The organism is Paenibacillus sp. Dod16 (genome assembly GCF_049893405.1).
Lineage (GTDB): Bacteria > Bacillota > Bacilli > Paenibacillales > Paenibacillaceae > Paenibacillus_AQ.
On record NZ_JBNDYG010000092.1, the window covers coordinates 1 to 13,770 of the forward strand.

Genomic DNA, 13,770 nt, shown 5'->3' on the forward strand with positions numbered 1-13,770 from the left:
AGGTAAAAAGAACAAAATAGCAGTTTAAAAAATAGAAACGGCAAAATTCTGCAGGTCTGTCCATTTTTAGAATGGAGCCACCATATAAGCTTGATCCTTATTGGATCCTGTTGTCTTTACGTCAATTTTCGAATTATGCAAAATGCTCATATAAGAACTTTAATCGATCTAGAGCGCCTGAATGAATCTGTCATCGGGCCGCTTAGTGTCCTTACCGATAATACAGTTTGCGAATGTATCACAGCGTCCAGTATTTCGGAAGTTACCAGTCAGCAGAAAGCGAAGCTGCTTCTTATGCAGGGCTCGGTGCTGGTGCACGACGACAGAATTAACCGGTGGTGGGCGGTGTCTCTGCCGAGTTCCTTGGGTCGCAGCATCGAGTCTTCCGATACGGAAACCATTATTTTAGGGCCTAAAGACAGCTTCAGCGAAAAAATCGATGAAAACATCACGCTCATTCGCAGGCGGCTACCGACGCCTGATCTGAAAACTGAACAATACTCAGTTGGTTCCCTCAGCAAAACCACGATCGTGATCATGTATATGGAAGGCATCACCAATCCGAAGCATGTCGCCGTAGCCAGAGAGAAAATCGAGGCTATTGATTATGATATGATTCTGGAAGCGTCCCATCTCGGTTTTTTTATGGAAGACCATGTCCACAGCGTTTTTCCGCAATTTATGCAGACCGACCGACCGGATGCTTCAGCATACTACCTCGGTACGGGTAAGCTTGTCATAATGGTGGGAGGCACGCCCTTTGTTCTGATCGCTCCCATGACGTTCTTCCATTTGTTCCATTCTCCCGAGGATTATATTAACCGCTGGATCGTGGCCAGCTTCCTTCGGCTAGTCCGCTATCTAAGCTTCATTCTTTCCATCACATTAATTCCGCTATATGTGGCATTAACGACCCACCATTATCAAATGGTTCCGCTGCAGATCCTGTTCGTGCTTCTTGATTCCAGGAGCAAGCTTCCATTTACGCCTTTCTGGGAAGCCTGCTGCATGCTGATTACGCTGGAAATCATAAAAGAAGCCAGCCTACGGATGCCCGCCAAGTCGGGCCAAACGCTGGGGGTCATCGGGGGGATCGTGATTGGTCAAGCAGCAGTCGAAGCAGGCTTTGCCAGCAAGGTGCTGATCGTGCTTGTCGGAATCTCGGCCATCGCTTCATTCCTGGTGCCTAACTATATGATCACGAAAGCCAATACGATTGTTCATTTCGCTTTGCTCATTCTAGCCTCTTACCTCGGACTTCTGGGTGTCGTGCTGGGTATTATTCTGCTGCTCATCCACCTGAATGGGCTATCTTCCCTCAGACAGCCATATTTTGCACCGGTCGCCCCTTTTTTCTGGAGAGATTGGAAGGATCTATTCATCCGGGCTCCCATGCCATCATTAAGAAGCCGGCCAATATTTTCGAGCCCCCTGAAAAAGTGGAGATACAGCCGAAGGAGATGATCGCGTGTCAGAAATATCGTTGTTCCAGAGAGATTCCACGTTTGGCGGCAAGTATATCTTTCTTATCGTGAATCGCCTTCAAATGCTGTACTTTGTGCTGCTTATGCCCCAGTATCTAGTTCATCCCTATATGGTCTGGGCCATCATCATTGTTGGCATTATATCCAACATTAATCTGCTGCTGCTTGCCAAATGGTTCGCTTCGCCCTATGCCAGCAAAGGCTATATCGGCTTCGTCGAGCTTTTCGGCGAAAGGAAGGTTCGTTTGTTCTCCTTCATCGGAATGCTGTTCATCTTTGTCAAGATTACGGTGACTACGCTTGGCTATACCGAAATCATACATCAATTCGTGCTGCCGTCCTTCCAGAGGGAATGGCTGCTTGCTTGCCTATTTGCTGTTGGCTGCTATCTGGCCGTGAAAGGCATGGAGAAGACGATTCGTTTCATCTTCATTGCCTATTTATGCTCGTTCTGGTTGATAGTGCTGTACATTCCTTTCTTCTTGCCTCCTATCGCCTCGATACATGATCTGTACCCGATCATTCCGATAGAACGAGACGAAGGGATTTGGAAGGGCATGCTGCTGATCTGGGCATCGCTGTCTGGACCTGAATACCTCATATGCATCGGTGCCTGGTTCAGCCCCCGGGACAAGCTGCTTAAGCCGATGGCGATCGGGAACGCATTGACGATTGTGGAATATCTGGCACTGTTTATCGCGTCGACGTTGTATTTTGGGCAGGAATATTTGAGAAAAAGCAGCTACCCGGTCATCAACATGGTTCGCTATTTGCAATTGCCGATCTTCGAACGTCTGGATATCATGATGATTTGTATCCATTTTTTCCACTATGTGTTTGCCATTGCTATGCTCATTCTGCTGTTCTACGGTTCTCTCCGGATCATTGCGGGGAAAGCCAAGAAACCAGCCAGCAGATCCGGCTTCATTGCGAGTTTCATGGTACTGTTTCTATGCATGCTCATCGTCTACCACTGGTTCTGGAAATCCGGTACACAGGGACATTTCTGGCCGGTGCTTCAGGCCTGTTTCGCTGCGGTATCCTTCTTGGCGGTACCCGTCTTTATGGTAGCCGCTGTAAGAATAAAGGGGCGTGCCTAACATGAGTTGGAGAACGAAAGCCACATTATGGGCTATGGCGGGTATTCTATTTGCAACTCCAGGATGCTCAAGCCGGGATTACAATATTATTGAAGAAATCGCACCTATCATTCTCTGGACCATCGATCAGGGTCAGGACGGCATGCTGGAAATAAGCCTTCTGGTGCCTCCTCTAGGCAAAGAAGAGAAAAAGATGATAACACTTCATACCGATCTTCTAAAGGAGGGTAAAAAAGAATTTAACCGAAGCTATCATCGGGAGCTGAAGACCGGCCAGAAACGGGTCCTGTTCATCAGCGAGGAGTTTGCAAGGCAAGGGATGCAGCCCATTATCGACACCATACTAGCGGATCCCAAATTGTCCATGCGCCTTTATTTGGCCGTATATCGGGGAGATTTACAGGGGTACTTGCAAAAGAAGATTAAGAAGGATCCGCTTATCGATTATTATATATATCGCAACTTCAAGCATTATGAAAGCAGAAGCCCTGGGGAAATGACCGTCGTCAATCTGCATCAATTTATGAAAAATTTCTATTCACCGCTTTCGGATCCGGTTCTGCCCGTATTTCAGGCGGATCAGAATAACTTAACCTATGAGGGAACCGGTCTATTCCGTACAGATAAACTGGTTTCCGTATTGAGCCGAACCGAAGAACAAATGTTCCAGCTTCAGTACAAAAATCATCGCCTTCAGGATCTTTCTCTGCCAGAATTGTCGGTCAACGTCAGCGATGTCCACGCCAAGTCCGACTGGAAGGTGGACCGCAAACAGACGAGAGTAACAATTAACACGGAAATCCGATGCCGAATCGAGGAGTACCACGGAAAAAAAGATTTACTGGACCCTGCCCAGTTAGACGAGCTTAACCGGAACATCGGTTTCAAAAAAATGCAGGAGCTGAAAGTGGATCCTTTAAACATGGGATCATATGCTTCAGGGGCTTTTCAGAGTCGGATCGAAAGAAAGGATTGGCAAAAAGAATGGCCGCAAATGAAGGTCGAGGTACATTACAAGATATTTATGGAGCCGCTGACAAATTCGCTCAGCGGAAGCCGGTAATGGATAAAAAATGATCTGGTGTTCTTAATATTCTCGCGGCTATGCTCAAAGCATAAACATGAACGAACAAGACGTCATAACCGCGATATTCCCCATTACAATATTTCCATGGACAACACCCAGATCCGACACGGTGATAAAAAGGCTAATCAATATGTTTTGAGTGGCGCCTGACACGATGAAGGTCAAGAAAGTAACTAGAATCGGACAGATTAACGCCATCCCTAAAGCGTTCTGCCGCGAAGCTTCATACATCAAGGCTTCCCGGCCGATCACTGCCAGCGATAACAATACCAGCAGCTATGTAAACCAGAAGGCCGCTTGTCAACAGAGGTTCCATTTGCCCTCGGAAGGGATTCTGATCCGAAACACAAAGCAGGCTCCGCAAATGGACGGTAGGAAGAGATGCAGTATATCTGAACGTTATTGTTGCGGCTGCAATCATCAACATACTGATGACGAGAGTTAGTTGCATCCCTAGGAACTGTGCGAATTCGGGATTGTCCGTCAGGTTCGCTTTGCGATGATTTAAGTGAAGGTTAACGTCTAGGGTATGTAGTCGAAACAATCAGAACAAACACAAAGCTCATACTCGCCTTTTGTTCCAAAAAGATTTTTATGTCAAATTGTGTAGAATTATTGAAATGTTTGCGATTCGCAAATATAATAAAGCTAAAAATTTCAATACATAATGCACAATCCTCTAACACTTCAAATAGCTGATCGCTAAATTACACTCATTAAACATATGTCAATATTGCAAGGGAGGTGTTACCCTATGTCAGATTCTATCGATAAACAGGAGATATTAAAGCTATTAAAAAAACTAGACCAAGTTTCTCGTTCTCAGGAAATGGAAGGGACAGGAGCGTCCCGATCAGTTTCTCATAGTATGAACACTGATTATGAGGTCTCAGATGGGTATATTAAGGTGGAACATGGGAAGATCATCGTAGGGAACCCAACCAATGGTGGCCAATTCCCGACTATTAAAGCAAACTCGCCTGTTAAGCTGTTGGTGGATGGCCAAGAGATTAGAAAGGAAACGAAGGTTTCTTCTGAGAGTGTGGTAGAGTGGAAGATTGAAGAGAATTCTCTATTTGAGGTATCGGTCTCAGAAGATAAATTAGAAGCCTATTTGACCATAAATCGCATACAGAGGTGTGCGTGGTTGTTAGAACAGAAGACTCCCTCATTGAATGTAACACTCACTGCAGAGGAAGATTTAAATATTATTTTAGAAATTGTAAACCTACAGGATATTCTTACGATAGTTGAAAATATGAACATTAAAATGAATCTTGATGTAGCAGCGATTCAGGCCGAAATCCTGCAACCTTCTTTTAAACCAATAATAATCGGAAGAGGTAAGGCACCCGTTCAAGGTGAGGATGCACTACTGGAACTGTTCTTCTCTGAAAATATTGAAAACATCTTTAACGAGGTACGAGGAGTAATGGATTATAAAAATCATATGAACATTCCCTCTGTTAAGAGCGGTGATGTCATTGCTAAGAAGACACCGGCAGTTGAAGGACTGACAGGGTATGATGTATTTGGCAATGTGCTGCTTCCCGATCCAGTCAAGGAGATTCGCATTACTGGTAAGGATAATGTAGAAATCACATCAGATTTCATCGTCATCGCTCGGAAAGAGGGGAGACCTCGAGTCACAGGTAATCATATTAAATATTTTGATATCAACACCGCTTATATAGTACCCGGTAATGTTGATTTACAAACAGGTAATATCGTGTTTGCTGGTGATGTGATCGTTCATGGCGATGTTATGGATAACATGATTATTGAATCCCTCGGTAACATTTATGTGTCTGGCAGTGTTTTCAACTCGACATTAACAGCTACCGGCAGTATTGCAGTGAAGGGGAGCTTCATTGGAAGTCATTTATATTCCGGTTATTTTGGTATGTTCTACAACAGGCTCTATAATAGCTCTAAACAGTTGATGGAAATTCTAGAAATAATGATGGAAAACGTAAGGATATTGATATATGAAATCAGTAAAAAAAACAAGCAGGTGCGGTACGGACAAGTGTTGTTGTTAATTACAGAGAGTAAATTCCAGCAAGTACGGGATCTCGTAAAGGAACTGCTTGAAGTTGTTTCACGTTTACAGACTTATAATATAGATAATCTACAGCAATTAAAATATTACTTGGAGTTATTCTTACAGCCCCCAAAAATTGTTGAAGTTATGACAGCTCCTCGTATGGAAGATTTTGTTCGGATTTTAAAAGAAGCATTCATGAGAGTTGCCTTAAGTCAGGAATCCCATGTGCAGATTAATGTTAACCAAGGACAGAACTCAACATTAAAGTCCAATGGAGATATCCTGATTCGAAAAGAAGGAGTTATTCAATGTGATCTCTATTCAGCAGGGAATATCATTTTCCTGTTGGACAACGCTGTATGTCGAGGCTCAAAACTTGAAGCAGGTGATACCATATCTGCCATGTATGTAGGTGGGATTACTGGCGTTGCAACCAGTCTTAAGGCAGGGAATAAGATTATAATTAGGAAAATGTTTGAAGGACGGGTCACCGTTGATCGATATAGTATGGACATCTTTGAGCCAATTGAGGGTAAAACGTTTGACCGCAACAGCTTTAAACGACATAATTGGAAGGCGGGTGATTCATATTGATCAGTTCATCGGGAGAAGGTTAAAAAGAAACATCTATTCGAGGCAAGGCAGCTTGCTTCTTTCACAGAACTGTATTTTGGACCATCACCATATTAATCTCTTGCATCAGCACGGTATCGATTTATGGAAAGAAGATCTCCAATATGTTACGGAAATCCTAACAAAAGAAGCGGTTATAGAAGTTCAAGCGATCTTCGAGAAGATTCGTTACCAATCCGAACAGCTTTCGAATCAAGATATACAAGAAGCAATAATTCCGAAGATCCTACAATTATGTATCAACAACCTATCGAATGTTATATTGGAGCTAAGTAAGAAGGATAATTATACCTATCGTCATTGTATAGGTGTTTCCCTCATCTCATATTTAATCGGTAAATGGTTAGGTTTAAAGGATGAAGAACTACAAAATCTCGCAATTGCTGGTTTATTGCATGATCTTGGAAAGATCAAAATCTCTGACTCGATCTTAAATAAAACAAGTAGCCTTAGTGCCGATGAGTATGCCGAGATGAAACTTCATACTCATTTCGGGTATGAAATGATTCGGAATATTTCAGAAATGACGGAACAACAAGCCCTAGTTGCCCTTCAGCATCATGAAAGAGAAGATGGCAGCGGATATCCGTTTAGGATTGCGGGGGTGAAGATTACACTTTACAGCAAGATTGTAGCGGTAGCTGATGTGTTTCATACCATGATCTCCGAACGAACATACAAGAAACCCATACCTTTGTATCAAGTGTTTGAGGAAATCTATAATCGTGGTTATAAATTATTTGACTCTATGGTTGTCCATTGTTTCATAATGAACATGATGATCAGAATGGTCGGCGATCATGTGATTTTGACAGATGGTCAAGTAGCTCGAATCGTTATGCTTCATTCAGATGACCTTATTAATCCTTTAGTAGAGGCTAATGGGAATTTTTATGATTTACGGAATTCTGAACATAAAATTTTGGATTTTGTATACAACCAATAACTTTACCAGAGGAGGGTCCTTTGAGTCTCTATGTTAAAAACACTACGAAAGAATAGAAAGATGACTATGCAGGAGGTTGCAGACTCAATCGGTGTAGCTAAAAGCACTTATGCCTGTTATGAACTAAATCATCGGCAGCCACCGATCGAGGTGTTGCATAAGCTATCCATACTGTTTGACACATCCGTTGACTATATAATCGGTGCAACAAATATTCCTCATCCCCCCCAAGATAAAGATATGAATGCGAAAGTGATTCTCAAGAATTCCAAGCTTCATTGGGATGGCATACCATTAACGGAGGATGATCTTCAAATCGTTCATGATCTACTTGAAATGGTTGTTCAAGAACGGAGTAGTTCTAAAATCAAGAAAGGGTTACCAAGAACTTGAGATTGCTTGAATTCGAGGTGTAAATAAAAAAGATGGAAGAAATAATCGAATCCATGAAGCATTATAAGCTGAGCAAAGAAATAAAAAAATTACTGGCACAAATACATCCAATGAATAAAGGACAAACTGATTTATCCAACTTGTTTGAAAAACTCTACCATGCAGATTTAATAGGGATGCAAGAAAAACTTTCTCTTGAAACTAGAATGTATCTAAATCAATATTGTCTGGCTATGGAAGAAAAATTAAACGGTATGTTATGTGTTGTATATTTATATGAAGAAAATGAAAAAAGATTATGGCTTGGTGCTGGACCGAGTATGCCGGGAAGTTATAAAGAATATTCTCATGGACTTGATGTGAAACTAGATATTCTAGGTGGATCGGAAGTACCGACATACATCAGAAACGTATTAATTGTAGATGATATTTATCGCAGTGAAGACCTCGTTACATTAAATCATAAGAAAGCAATGTTGGAAGACGGATTTAAATCATATTGCTGCACTCCATTAGGATATCAGGATAAGATGATCGGGTTCACCGTGTTGTTTTCTGATCAACAAAGAGACTTTACTGACTATGAAATCGATATGTTTCAGGATAATCGCAATCAAATTGAAAAAAAATTGTCTCAAATCAAAGATGACATGATTTTCTTATTAAAGAAACAACAAAAACTCGATCAGTTAGCCTGAAAGACCGATCCTCCTCTGAGGCAAAGGGATGGAAGCTCCGTGGAATAATTATCTAGATTGCTTATGATCATCCAGACGACATAAACTGTCTCATCACTCAAAACAATCATCAGTTTTATCTCCGTTTTCTGTTCAAGCTAGTTGCCGAACTGGCTGGCCGACACATCTATTTCCTTGTTGTCCAGCTCCGGCAGTATTAGCTATTTCAACTCATCTCGATGCGCTAATATTATGAAATTATGCTCGGACAGCATCACTAGGTCCGTTACCAAGCAAGTTGCTTCATGGCTTTAATTTCACGAATCACGACTATAGCGAACTGGCAAAAGGCGAGTCCTGCGTGGATTAGGAGGACGTGCGAATGACGGAGATTCCAATGAACGATTACATCAATAAACTGGTACAAGAAATCGAGAAATACCGTAAAAAACTTGAGGAACTTAGCAGGGATCGCCACCTACTTCACAACGATATCGTTATGCTCTCGCAGGAGCTTGACGAGAAAATAGTTTGTTTCATGAAGATGCAGAATCAATCAGGAGAGTTGAGCTGGAATAGATCTGCTAGACAACCTATATCACACAGGAACTGTATGATTCAGATAATGACTTGCCGGGAATCCAGGATGAATGATAAATCCGGCAATCGAAGAGGGTTTGACATCGCTTGGCCTTTCCGTTAATTATGTCGGGGGACAATAAGATGCTCACATTGGAAGTCGCTATATTAGAGGCTTTTTTTATTTTATCGGTACAACTCGATAGTTATTCAGCAGATTGGTCCGTGTCCTTGTCGGAGGACAAAAACATGGTCCTATTGAAAGTCGCTAAAATAGCGGCTTTTTTGTTTTATCGGTACAAGTTCTTGTCCCGAGTCAAAGACAAGAACTTGTACCGATTACCGTAATGGACAAGAACATGAGCATTTTACCGATTAGATAAGTATCTAACTATGTTTCCATGCAATTTCATTAAGCTAACGGGCAGGGTAGTTCGAATAGGTTGTGGAATAAATATACAAACGTTACTGCATAAGGAGGTCGTAATATGCCATTTCCAACGCATATCGTTGCCAAAGGTGGATTTGTAGAAGATGGGCAAGGAAATATACTTTTAGTAAAAACTCGTGACGGTGGTTGGGTATACCCTGGTGGACAAGTGGAAGTTGGAGAAAATCTGATAGAAGGTTTGATTCGCGAAATCAAAGAGGAAAGTGGAAATGACAGTTCGGTTAGCTACTTAATTGGTGTCTATTCGAATTTGAGCACCAGCAGATTTGTCATTTATGTTATGAAGTTCTTGTCATCCGACAATCTTGATGTCCAATGACACAAACATGCCATAATTAATACTCAATAAAATCAAGGGTTCTTATTAGTTGAAAGGGGATGTTTGTGTCCTAGCTCAGTGACACAAACATCCCCTTTTACGTATCTGGTGACACAAACATATGCTTATAAGGCGCGAAAATTATTTACCGAAAATTATGACTATGATAAGATAATAGCAAAATCCTGTCAAAAAAAGGTGTTTTATGTACGAGCTAAACGAAGCAGTCGGTATGGAAGTAGCTATTGGGAAAGGTATAGTTACAAGCTTCAAAGGGACGTTCAATTGTTCGGTGATCTTAAGTACGATCATTGGATATTGGTCGAAACGGATCCCAACATTCTTAAATTTTGCGAAAGACCAAACAGTGAGAAACTGCTAGAAAATAATTTACATAAGGTTTTTGATATGTGGCAGCTTGAACGAAACGGAAAAGAAACGTTTGTAAACGTAAGATATAAAAACCAAGAGACTGATCATGAGAGGTTAGAAAAATGGTGCTTTAAATCAGGATATGACTATAAGATCTTTACCTGAAAAATATGAAGTAGTTACTGCCATATATCGGTCAACGGAATATTCCCATCGAAACGGATAAAAGGCACATTCTACGTGCTCTCGGTGACGAAACTAAAACTATCGGAGAGTTGCAAAGCATATGTTCAACAATTCCGATCAGTCGTATCCATATATTTCTTAATTTATTCAGGAGAACTAATTGCATCCAATATAAAGGAAGTCGAATTAGGAATCTTGACCGAGGTGAAGCGAATTGGGTAGAAAACGGATTTTAGAAAATGTCGAAATTGAACCGAAATATTTGGATATAAACAACTGGCCAGTCGTTTTAACCGACGATTGGTCGGAAGAACGTAAAGAGGTTTTCCTTAAAAGGAAAGCTGCAGTCGAAATGAGGGGGAACTTGGATACTGTCACCTTTAGCAGTGGCGATGGGGGCGGCAGTGTTTAGGTTTATCCAAGGTTAGCTGTCTAAACAAAAGAATAGTGGCGAAAAGAGATCAAACCCTACTCAACTTGTAGGGTTTGATCTCTTTTCTAATCTGTTCACCGATGAAAACAGACAAGCCATGTCCTCAATATTCATGGGTTGTCTGTTTTTCTTAAAACCCCTTATATTGAGGCTCTTCATTTTCCAACTGTTGTACGCGGTTTTCTACTTGCTGCACGATTTGTTGGGTTTGCTGGGCCGCATTCGTAAAGAGCGATTTTGCTTCTTGATTTTGTGTTTCCAAAGCAAATTGTTCCAGACTCGCCTGAGCACTTTTTAAAGATGCTACGCACGTTTTCACTTGAGAAGCAACTGTCACGGTGTCACCTCCTTTACCTTAGGATAGGATAATGTTTCACGGGTAATGGGAATAGATGCTTACATTCTCCCAATACCGAAATTAATATTTCCGTCTCGCAACAAAAGCATACGTTAGAAAAATTTTCAGATGGAAATGCATAAAAATAATGGAATAGGGACATATTTACCTTTGTCGATTAATGTGATTGGAAAGGAATGGTGATATTATGCCGGATTGGCTAGAAATCGCTTTGCGAACGTTATTGGCTATGGGGGTTCTTTTTGTCCTAACGAAGATATTGGGGAAACGGCAGGTATCACAGCTGTCATTGTTTGAGTATATCACCGGAATCACGATCGGCAGCATTGCAGCTTACGTTTCGTTGGATCTGGAGACCAATTGGTATTTAGGCTTGGTTGCGATGACGGTTTGGACCGTTGTTTCTTTAGGGATTGAATTTYTACAGCTGAAAAGCAAAACGGCAAGAGACCTATTCGACGGMAAAGCAACAGTGCTCATTAAGGACGGCAAGATCATGGAGGATAACCTAAAAAAAGAAAGGATTACCACGGATGAACTTATGGAACAGCTTCGAATAAAGAATGTGTTCAAAGCTGCCGATGTTGAATTCGCCATCATGGAGTCAAGCGGTGACGTTAGCGTTCTTTTAACCAAGGAAAATCAACCGTTAACGCCTAAACACCTGGGAATAAATGTCGGGCCAGAACAAGAACCTCAATCGGTCATTATRGATGGAAAAATAATGGACGAACCGCTTGCCACGATAGGTCTAAACAGGAAATGGCTGGATACGGAACTGGAGAAATTAGGTGTTTCGATTGATAACGTATTTCTTGGACAGGTGGATTCCTATGGCCAGCTATACGTTGATTTATTTGATGATCAGATCAAAGTACCGAAACCCCAGAAAAAAGCCGCRTTGCTTGCAACATTGAAAAAGTGTGAAGCGGATCTCGAAATGTTTGGCTTATCTACCAAAGAACAAAATACAAAGCAGATGTACGAGCAATGTTCAAAAGCGTTAGAAAAGATTATTGATGAAGTTAAACCATTGCTGATTCGTTAACAATTCGCYAATTATACGTCAGCTGAAAWTCGAGGAGGATGTTCATGGCAAATAATATAAAGAAAAATTTAACGMGGGTACAACAGGAATATAAAGAATTGGCGCAAAGCGTCGAACCTCCGAGGCCCATACTCAAAAACTTCATTCGTGCGTTTATAGCCGGCGGGGCCATTTGTTTGGTTGGACAAGCCATCCAGGAAATGTTTGTGCATTGGGGCGGCTTTGATGAGAAAAARGCTGGAGACCCTACCGTGGCGGTTATGATACTCCTTTCTGTCATTCTGACCAGCRYGGGGGTGTACGATAAGTTTGCCCAATGGGCYGGTGCGGGTTCCGCAGTGCCTGTGACGGGATTTGCGAATTCGATGGCATCCGCTGCGATTGAACATCAGAGTGAAGGTATGGTRCTCGGTGTTGGCGGTAAAATGTTTAAACTGGCTGGACCGGTTATTGTATTTGGTACAGTCGCCGCCTTTGCGGTAGGAATTGTACATTTGCTGATCAAAGGCGGGGGAGGCTCTTAATATGTTAAAGGGACACCAGAGTTGGCTATTTGAGAACAAGCCGTTCATCCGATCAACAGCAACGGTAGTGGGTCCATTTGAAGGAAGAGGCCCGCTGGCCAAAGATTTTGACATTGTCCATGGAGAATCCATGATGGGACAAAAGAGCTGGGAGAAAGCAGAAAAGGYATTGATTGAAGAAGCGGCAAAACTGGCTATTGAAAATGCGGGGTTGACAAAGGAACAAGTMCAGTTTTACATAGGMGGGGATTTGATGAATCAAATCATTAGCAGCAGTTTTGCCGCGCGAACATTATCGATCCCTTACMTCGGTGTGTTTGGCGCTTGTTCAACCTCGATGGAAAGTCTGGCATTAGCAGCTAACCTTGTAAATTCCGGTTCGGCGAAATTTGTRTTGGCGGGGACATGCAGCCATGATTCCRGTGCGGAGAAACAGTTCCGATATCCGACCGAGTACGGTTCGCAAAAACCGCCAACCGCCCAATATACGGTAACCGGGGCCGGTGCTGCCATCRTATCCATGGAAGGTGACGGACCGGTTGTTACWTCTGCCACCATTGGCCGGGTTATCGATATGGGCATTAAAGATCCGTTTAATATGGGCGCAGCGATGGCTCCTGCAGCGGTAGAYACCATTGAGGCGCATGTTCGRGATTTGGGAATTGAACCGGGTTATTACGATTTGATCGTTACCGGCGATCTTGCGAAAGTCGGATATGAAATCGCCTGTAAATTGTTTAAGAAACATAACTTTCCCATCGAACAAACCGAATATTCCGATTGCGGGATGATGATTTACGATTATGAAACCCAAATGGTTCARGCCGGAGCAAGCGGCTGCGGTTGTTCGGCAGTTGTTACCTATGGACATTTGCTRAATCGGATGCGAAGWGGTGAACTGAAACGAATCCTCGTTGTYGCTACGGGGGCGCTGCTATCCCCGATTTCATTTCAACAAGGGGAAAGCATTCCTTGTATCGCTCATGCCGTATCCATAGAGGCAGGRAGGGAGATATTATGATTTTTCTTTGGGCTTTTTTGGTGGGAGGTGCAATCTGTGTTTTCGGACAATTTTGTTTTGATGTCTTGAAACTTACACCGGCCCACACCATGACCCTGCTTGTTGTATTGGG

At 42.3% G+C, this 13,770-nt stretch carries 15 protein-coding genes; 14 read left to right on the top strand and 1 reads right to left on the bottom strand.

The genetic code is table 11. The features are described from left to right. Positions 1 to 135: 135 nt before the first annotated feature. The 10 genes from ACPV3A_RS37090 to ACPV3A_RS37135 all read left to right on the top strand — a co-directional run bounded on the left by ACPV3A_RS37090 (position 136) and on the right by ACPV3A_RS37135 (position 10,686). Positions 136 to 1,464, top strand: a complete 1,329-nt coding sequence (locus tag ACPV3A_RS37090) for a spore germination protein (RefSeq protein ID WP_426204911.1) — start codon at positions 136 to 138, stop codon at positions 1,462 to 1,464. Positions 1,465 to 1,468: 4 nt separating this feature from the next. Next, positions 1,469 to 2,584, top strand: a complete 1,116-nt coding sequence (locus tag ACPV3A_RS37095) for a GerAB/ArcD/ProY family transporter (protein WP_426204892.1) — start codon at positions 1,469 to 1,471, stop codon at positions 2,582 to 2,584. 1 nt (position 2,585) lies between these two features. Further along, positions 2,586 to 3,647 (top strand): Ger(x)C family spore germination C-terminal domain-containing protein, encoded by a 1,062-nt coding sequence (locus tag ACPV3A_RS37100; protein ID WP_426204893.1) that lies wholly within the window; start codon positions 2,586 to 2,588, stop codon positions 3,645 to 3,647. Between the two features lie 778 nt (positions 3,648 to 4,425). Beyond that, complete coding sequence (locus ACPV3A_RS37105) at positions 4,426 to 6,312, top strand: DUF342 domain-containing protein (protein ID WP_426204895.1); 1,887 nt, start codon at positions 4,426 to 4,428, stop codon at positions 6,310 to 6,312. Further along, complete coding sequence (locus ACPV3A_RS37110; protein WP_426204897.1) at positions 6,260 to 7,297, top strand: HD-GYP domain-containing protein; 1,038 nt, start codon at positions 6,260 to 6,262, stop codon at positions 7,295 to 7,297. The genes ACPV3A_RS37105 and ACPV3A_RS37110 overlap by 53 nt, the downstream gene beginning before the upstream one ends. 30 nt (positions 7,298 to 7,327) lie before the next feature. Further along, entirely contained in the window at positions 7,328 to 7,690 is a 363-nt protein-coding gene (locus tag ACPV3A_RS37115; RefSeq protein WP_100537093.1) for a helix-turn-helix domain-containing protein, read from the top strand. A gap of 32 nt (positions 7,691 to 7,722) precedes the next feature. Further along, the gene (locus ACPV3A_RS37120; protein WP_426204898.1) at positions 7,723 to 8,388 is read left to right on the top strand and encodes a GAF domain-containing protein; all 666 of its coding nucleotides are present in this window, start codon (positions 7,723 to 7,725) and stop codon (positions 8,386 to 8,388) included. A gap of 361 nt (positions 8,389 to 8,749) precedes the next feature. Continuing rightward, entirely contained in the window at positions 8,750 to 9,070 is a 321-nt protein-coding gene (locus ACPV3A_RS37125; protein ID WP_426204900.1) for a Spo0E family sporulation regulatory protein-aspartic acid phosphatase, read from the top strand. Positions 9,071 to 9,434: 364 nt separating this feature from the next. Then, a complete protein-coding gene (locus ACPV3A_RS37130) occupies positions 9,435 to 9,716 on the top strand; it encodes an NUDIX hydrolase (protein ID WP_426204902.1) in 282 nt (93 codons plus the stop codon). Between the two features lie 772 nt (positions 9,717 to 10,488). After that, complete coding sequence (locus ACPV3A_RS37135) at positions 10,489 to 10,686, top strand: hypothetical protein (RefSeq protein WP_426204904.1); 198 nt, start codon at positions 10,489 to 10,491, stop codon at positions 10,684 to 10,686. 151 nt (positions 10,687 to 10,837) lie between these two features. Here the strand turns inward: ACPV3A_RS37135 and ACPV3A_RS37140 are convergent, their stop codons facing one another. Continuing rightward, positions 10,838 to 11,044 (bottom strand): DUF1657 domain-containing protein, encoded by a 207-nt coding sequence (locus ACPV3A_RS37140; RefSeq protein WP_100537087.1) that lies wholly within the window; start codon positions 11,042 to 11,044, stop codon positions 10,838 to 10,840. Between the two features lie 208 nt (positions 11,045 to 11,252). On the opposite strand from ACPV3A_RS37140, the gene ACPV3A_RS37145 reads away from it, so the two are divergent. The 4 genes from ACPV3A_RS37145 to ACPV3A_RS37160 form a co-directional block, all read left to right on the top strand. Next, positions 11,253 to 12,113 carry a DUF421 domain-containing protein gene (locus ACPV3A_RS37145; RefSeq protein ID WP_426204906.1) on the top strand — a complete coding sequence of 287 codons (861 nt, stop codon included), beginning with the start codon at positions 11,253 to 11,255 and terminating at the stop codon, positions 12,111 to 12,113. Positions 12,114 to 12,157: 44 nt separating this feature from the next. After that, the gene (gene spoVAC, locus ACPV3A_RS37150) at positions 12,158 to 12,637 is read left to right on the top strand and encodes a stage V sporulation protein AC (RefSeq protein ID WP_426204908.1); all 480 of its coding nucleotides are present in this window, start codon (positions 12,158 to 12,160) and stop codon (positions 12,635 to 12,637) included. Position 12,638: 1 nt separating this feature from the next. Beyond that, positions 12,639 to 13,658 (top strand): stage V sporulation protein AD, encoded by a 1,020-nt coding sequence (spoVAD, locus tag ACPV3A_RS37155; protein ID WP_426204909.1) that lies wholly within the window; start codon positions 12,639 to 12,641, stop codon positions 13,656 to 13,658. Then, positions 13,655 to 13,770: SpoVA/SpoVAEb family sporulation membrane protein (locus tag ACPV3A_RS37160; protein ID WP_426204913.1), on the top strand; the 116-nt coding region annotated here is incomplete at its 3' end. The genes spoVAD and ACPV3A_RS37160, both read left to right, overlap by 4 nt.

Excerpts from the sequence above, each read along its gene's own strand:
- ACPV3A_RS37090 (WP_426204911.1), top strand. The coding sequence starts at position 136 with ATGCAAAATGCTCATATAAGAACTTTAATCGATCTAGAGCGCCTGAAT.
- ACPV3A_RS37100 (WP_426204893.1), top strand. The coding sequence starts at position 2,586 with ATGAGTTGGAGAACGAAAGCCACATTATGGGCTATGGCGGGTATTCTA.
- ACPV3A_RS37105 (WP_426204895.1), top strand. The coding sequence starts at position 4,426 with ATGTCAGATTCTATCGATAAACAGGAGATATTAAAGCTATTAAAAAAA.
- ACPV3A_RS37115 (WP_100537093.1), top strand. The coding sequence starts at position 7,328 with ATGTTAAAAACACTACGAAAGAATAGAAAGATGACTATGCAGGAGGTT.
- ACPV3A_RS37120 (WP_426204898.1), top strand. The coding sequence starts at position 7,723 with ATGGAAGAAATAATCGAATCCATGAAGCATTATAAGCTGAGCAAAGAA.
- ACPV3A_RS37125 (WP_426204900.1), top strand. The coding sequence starts at position 8,750 with ATGACGGAGATTCCAATGAACGATTACATCAATAAACTGGTACAAGAA.
- ACPV3A_RS37130 (WP_426204902.1), top strand. The coding sequence starts at position 9,435 with ATGCCATTTCCAACGCATATCGTTGCCAAAGGTGGATTTGTAGAAGAT.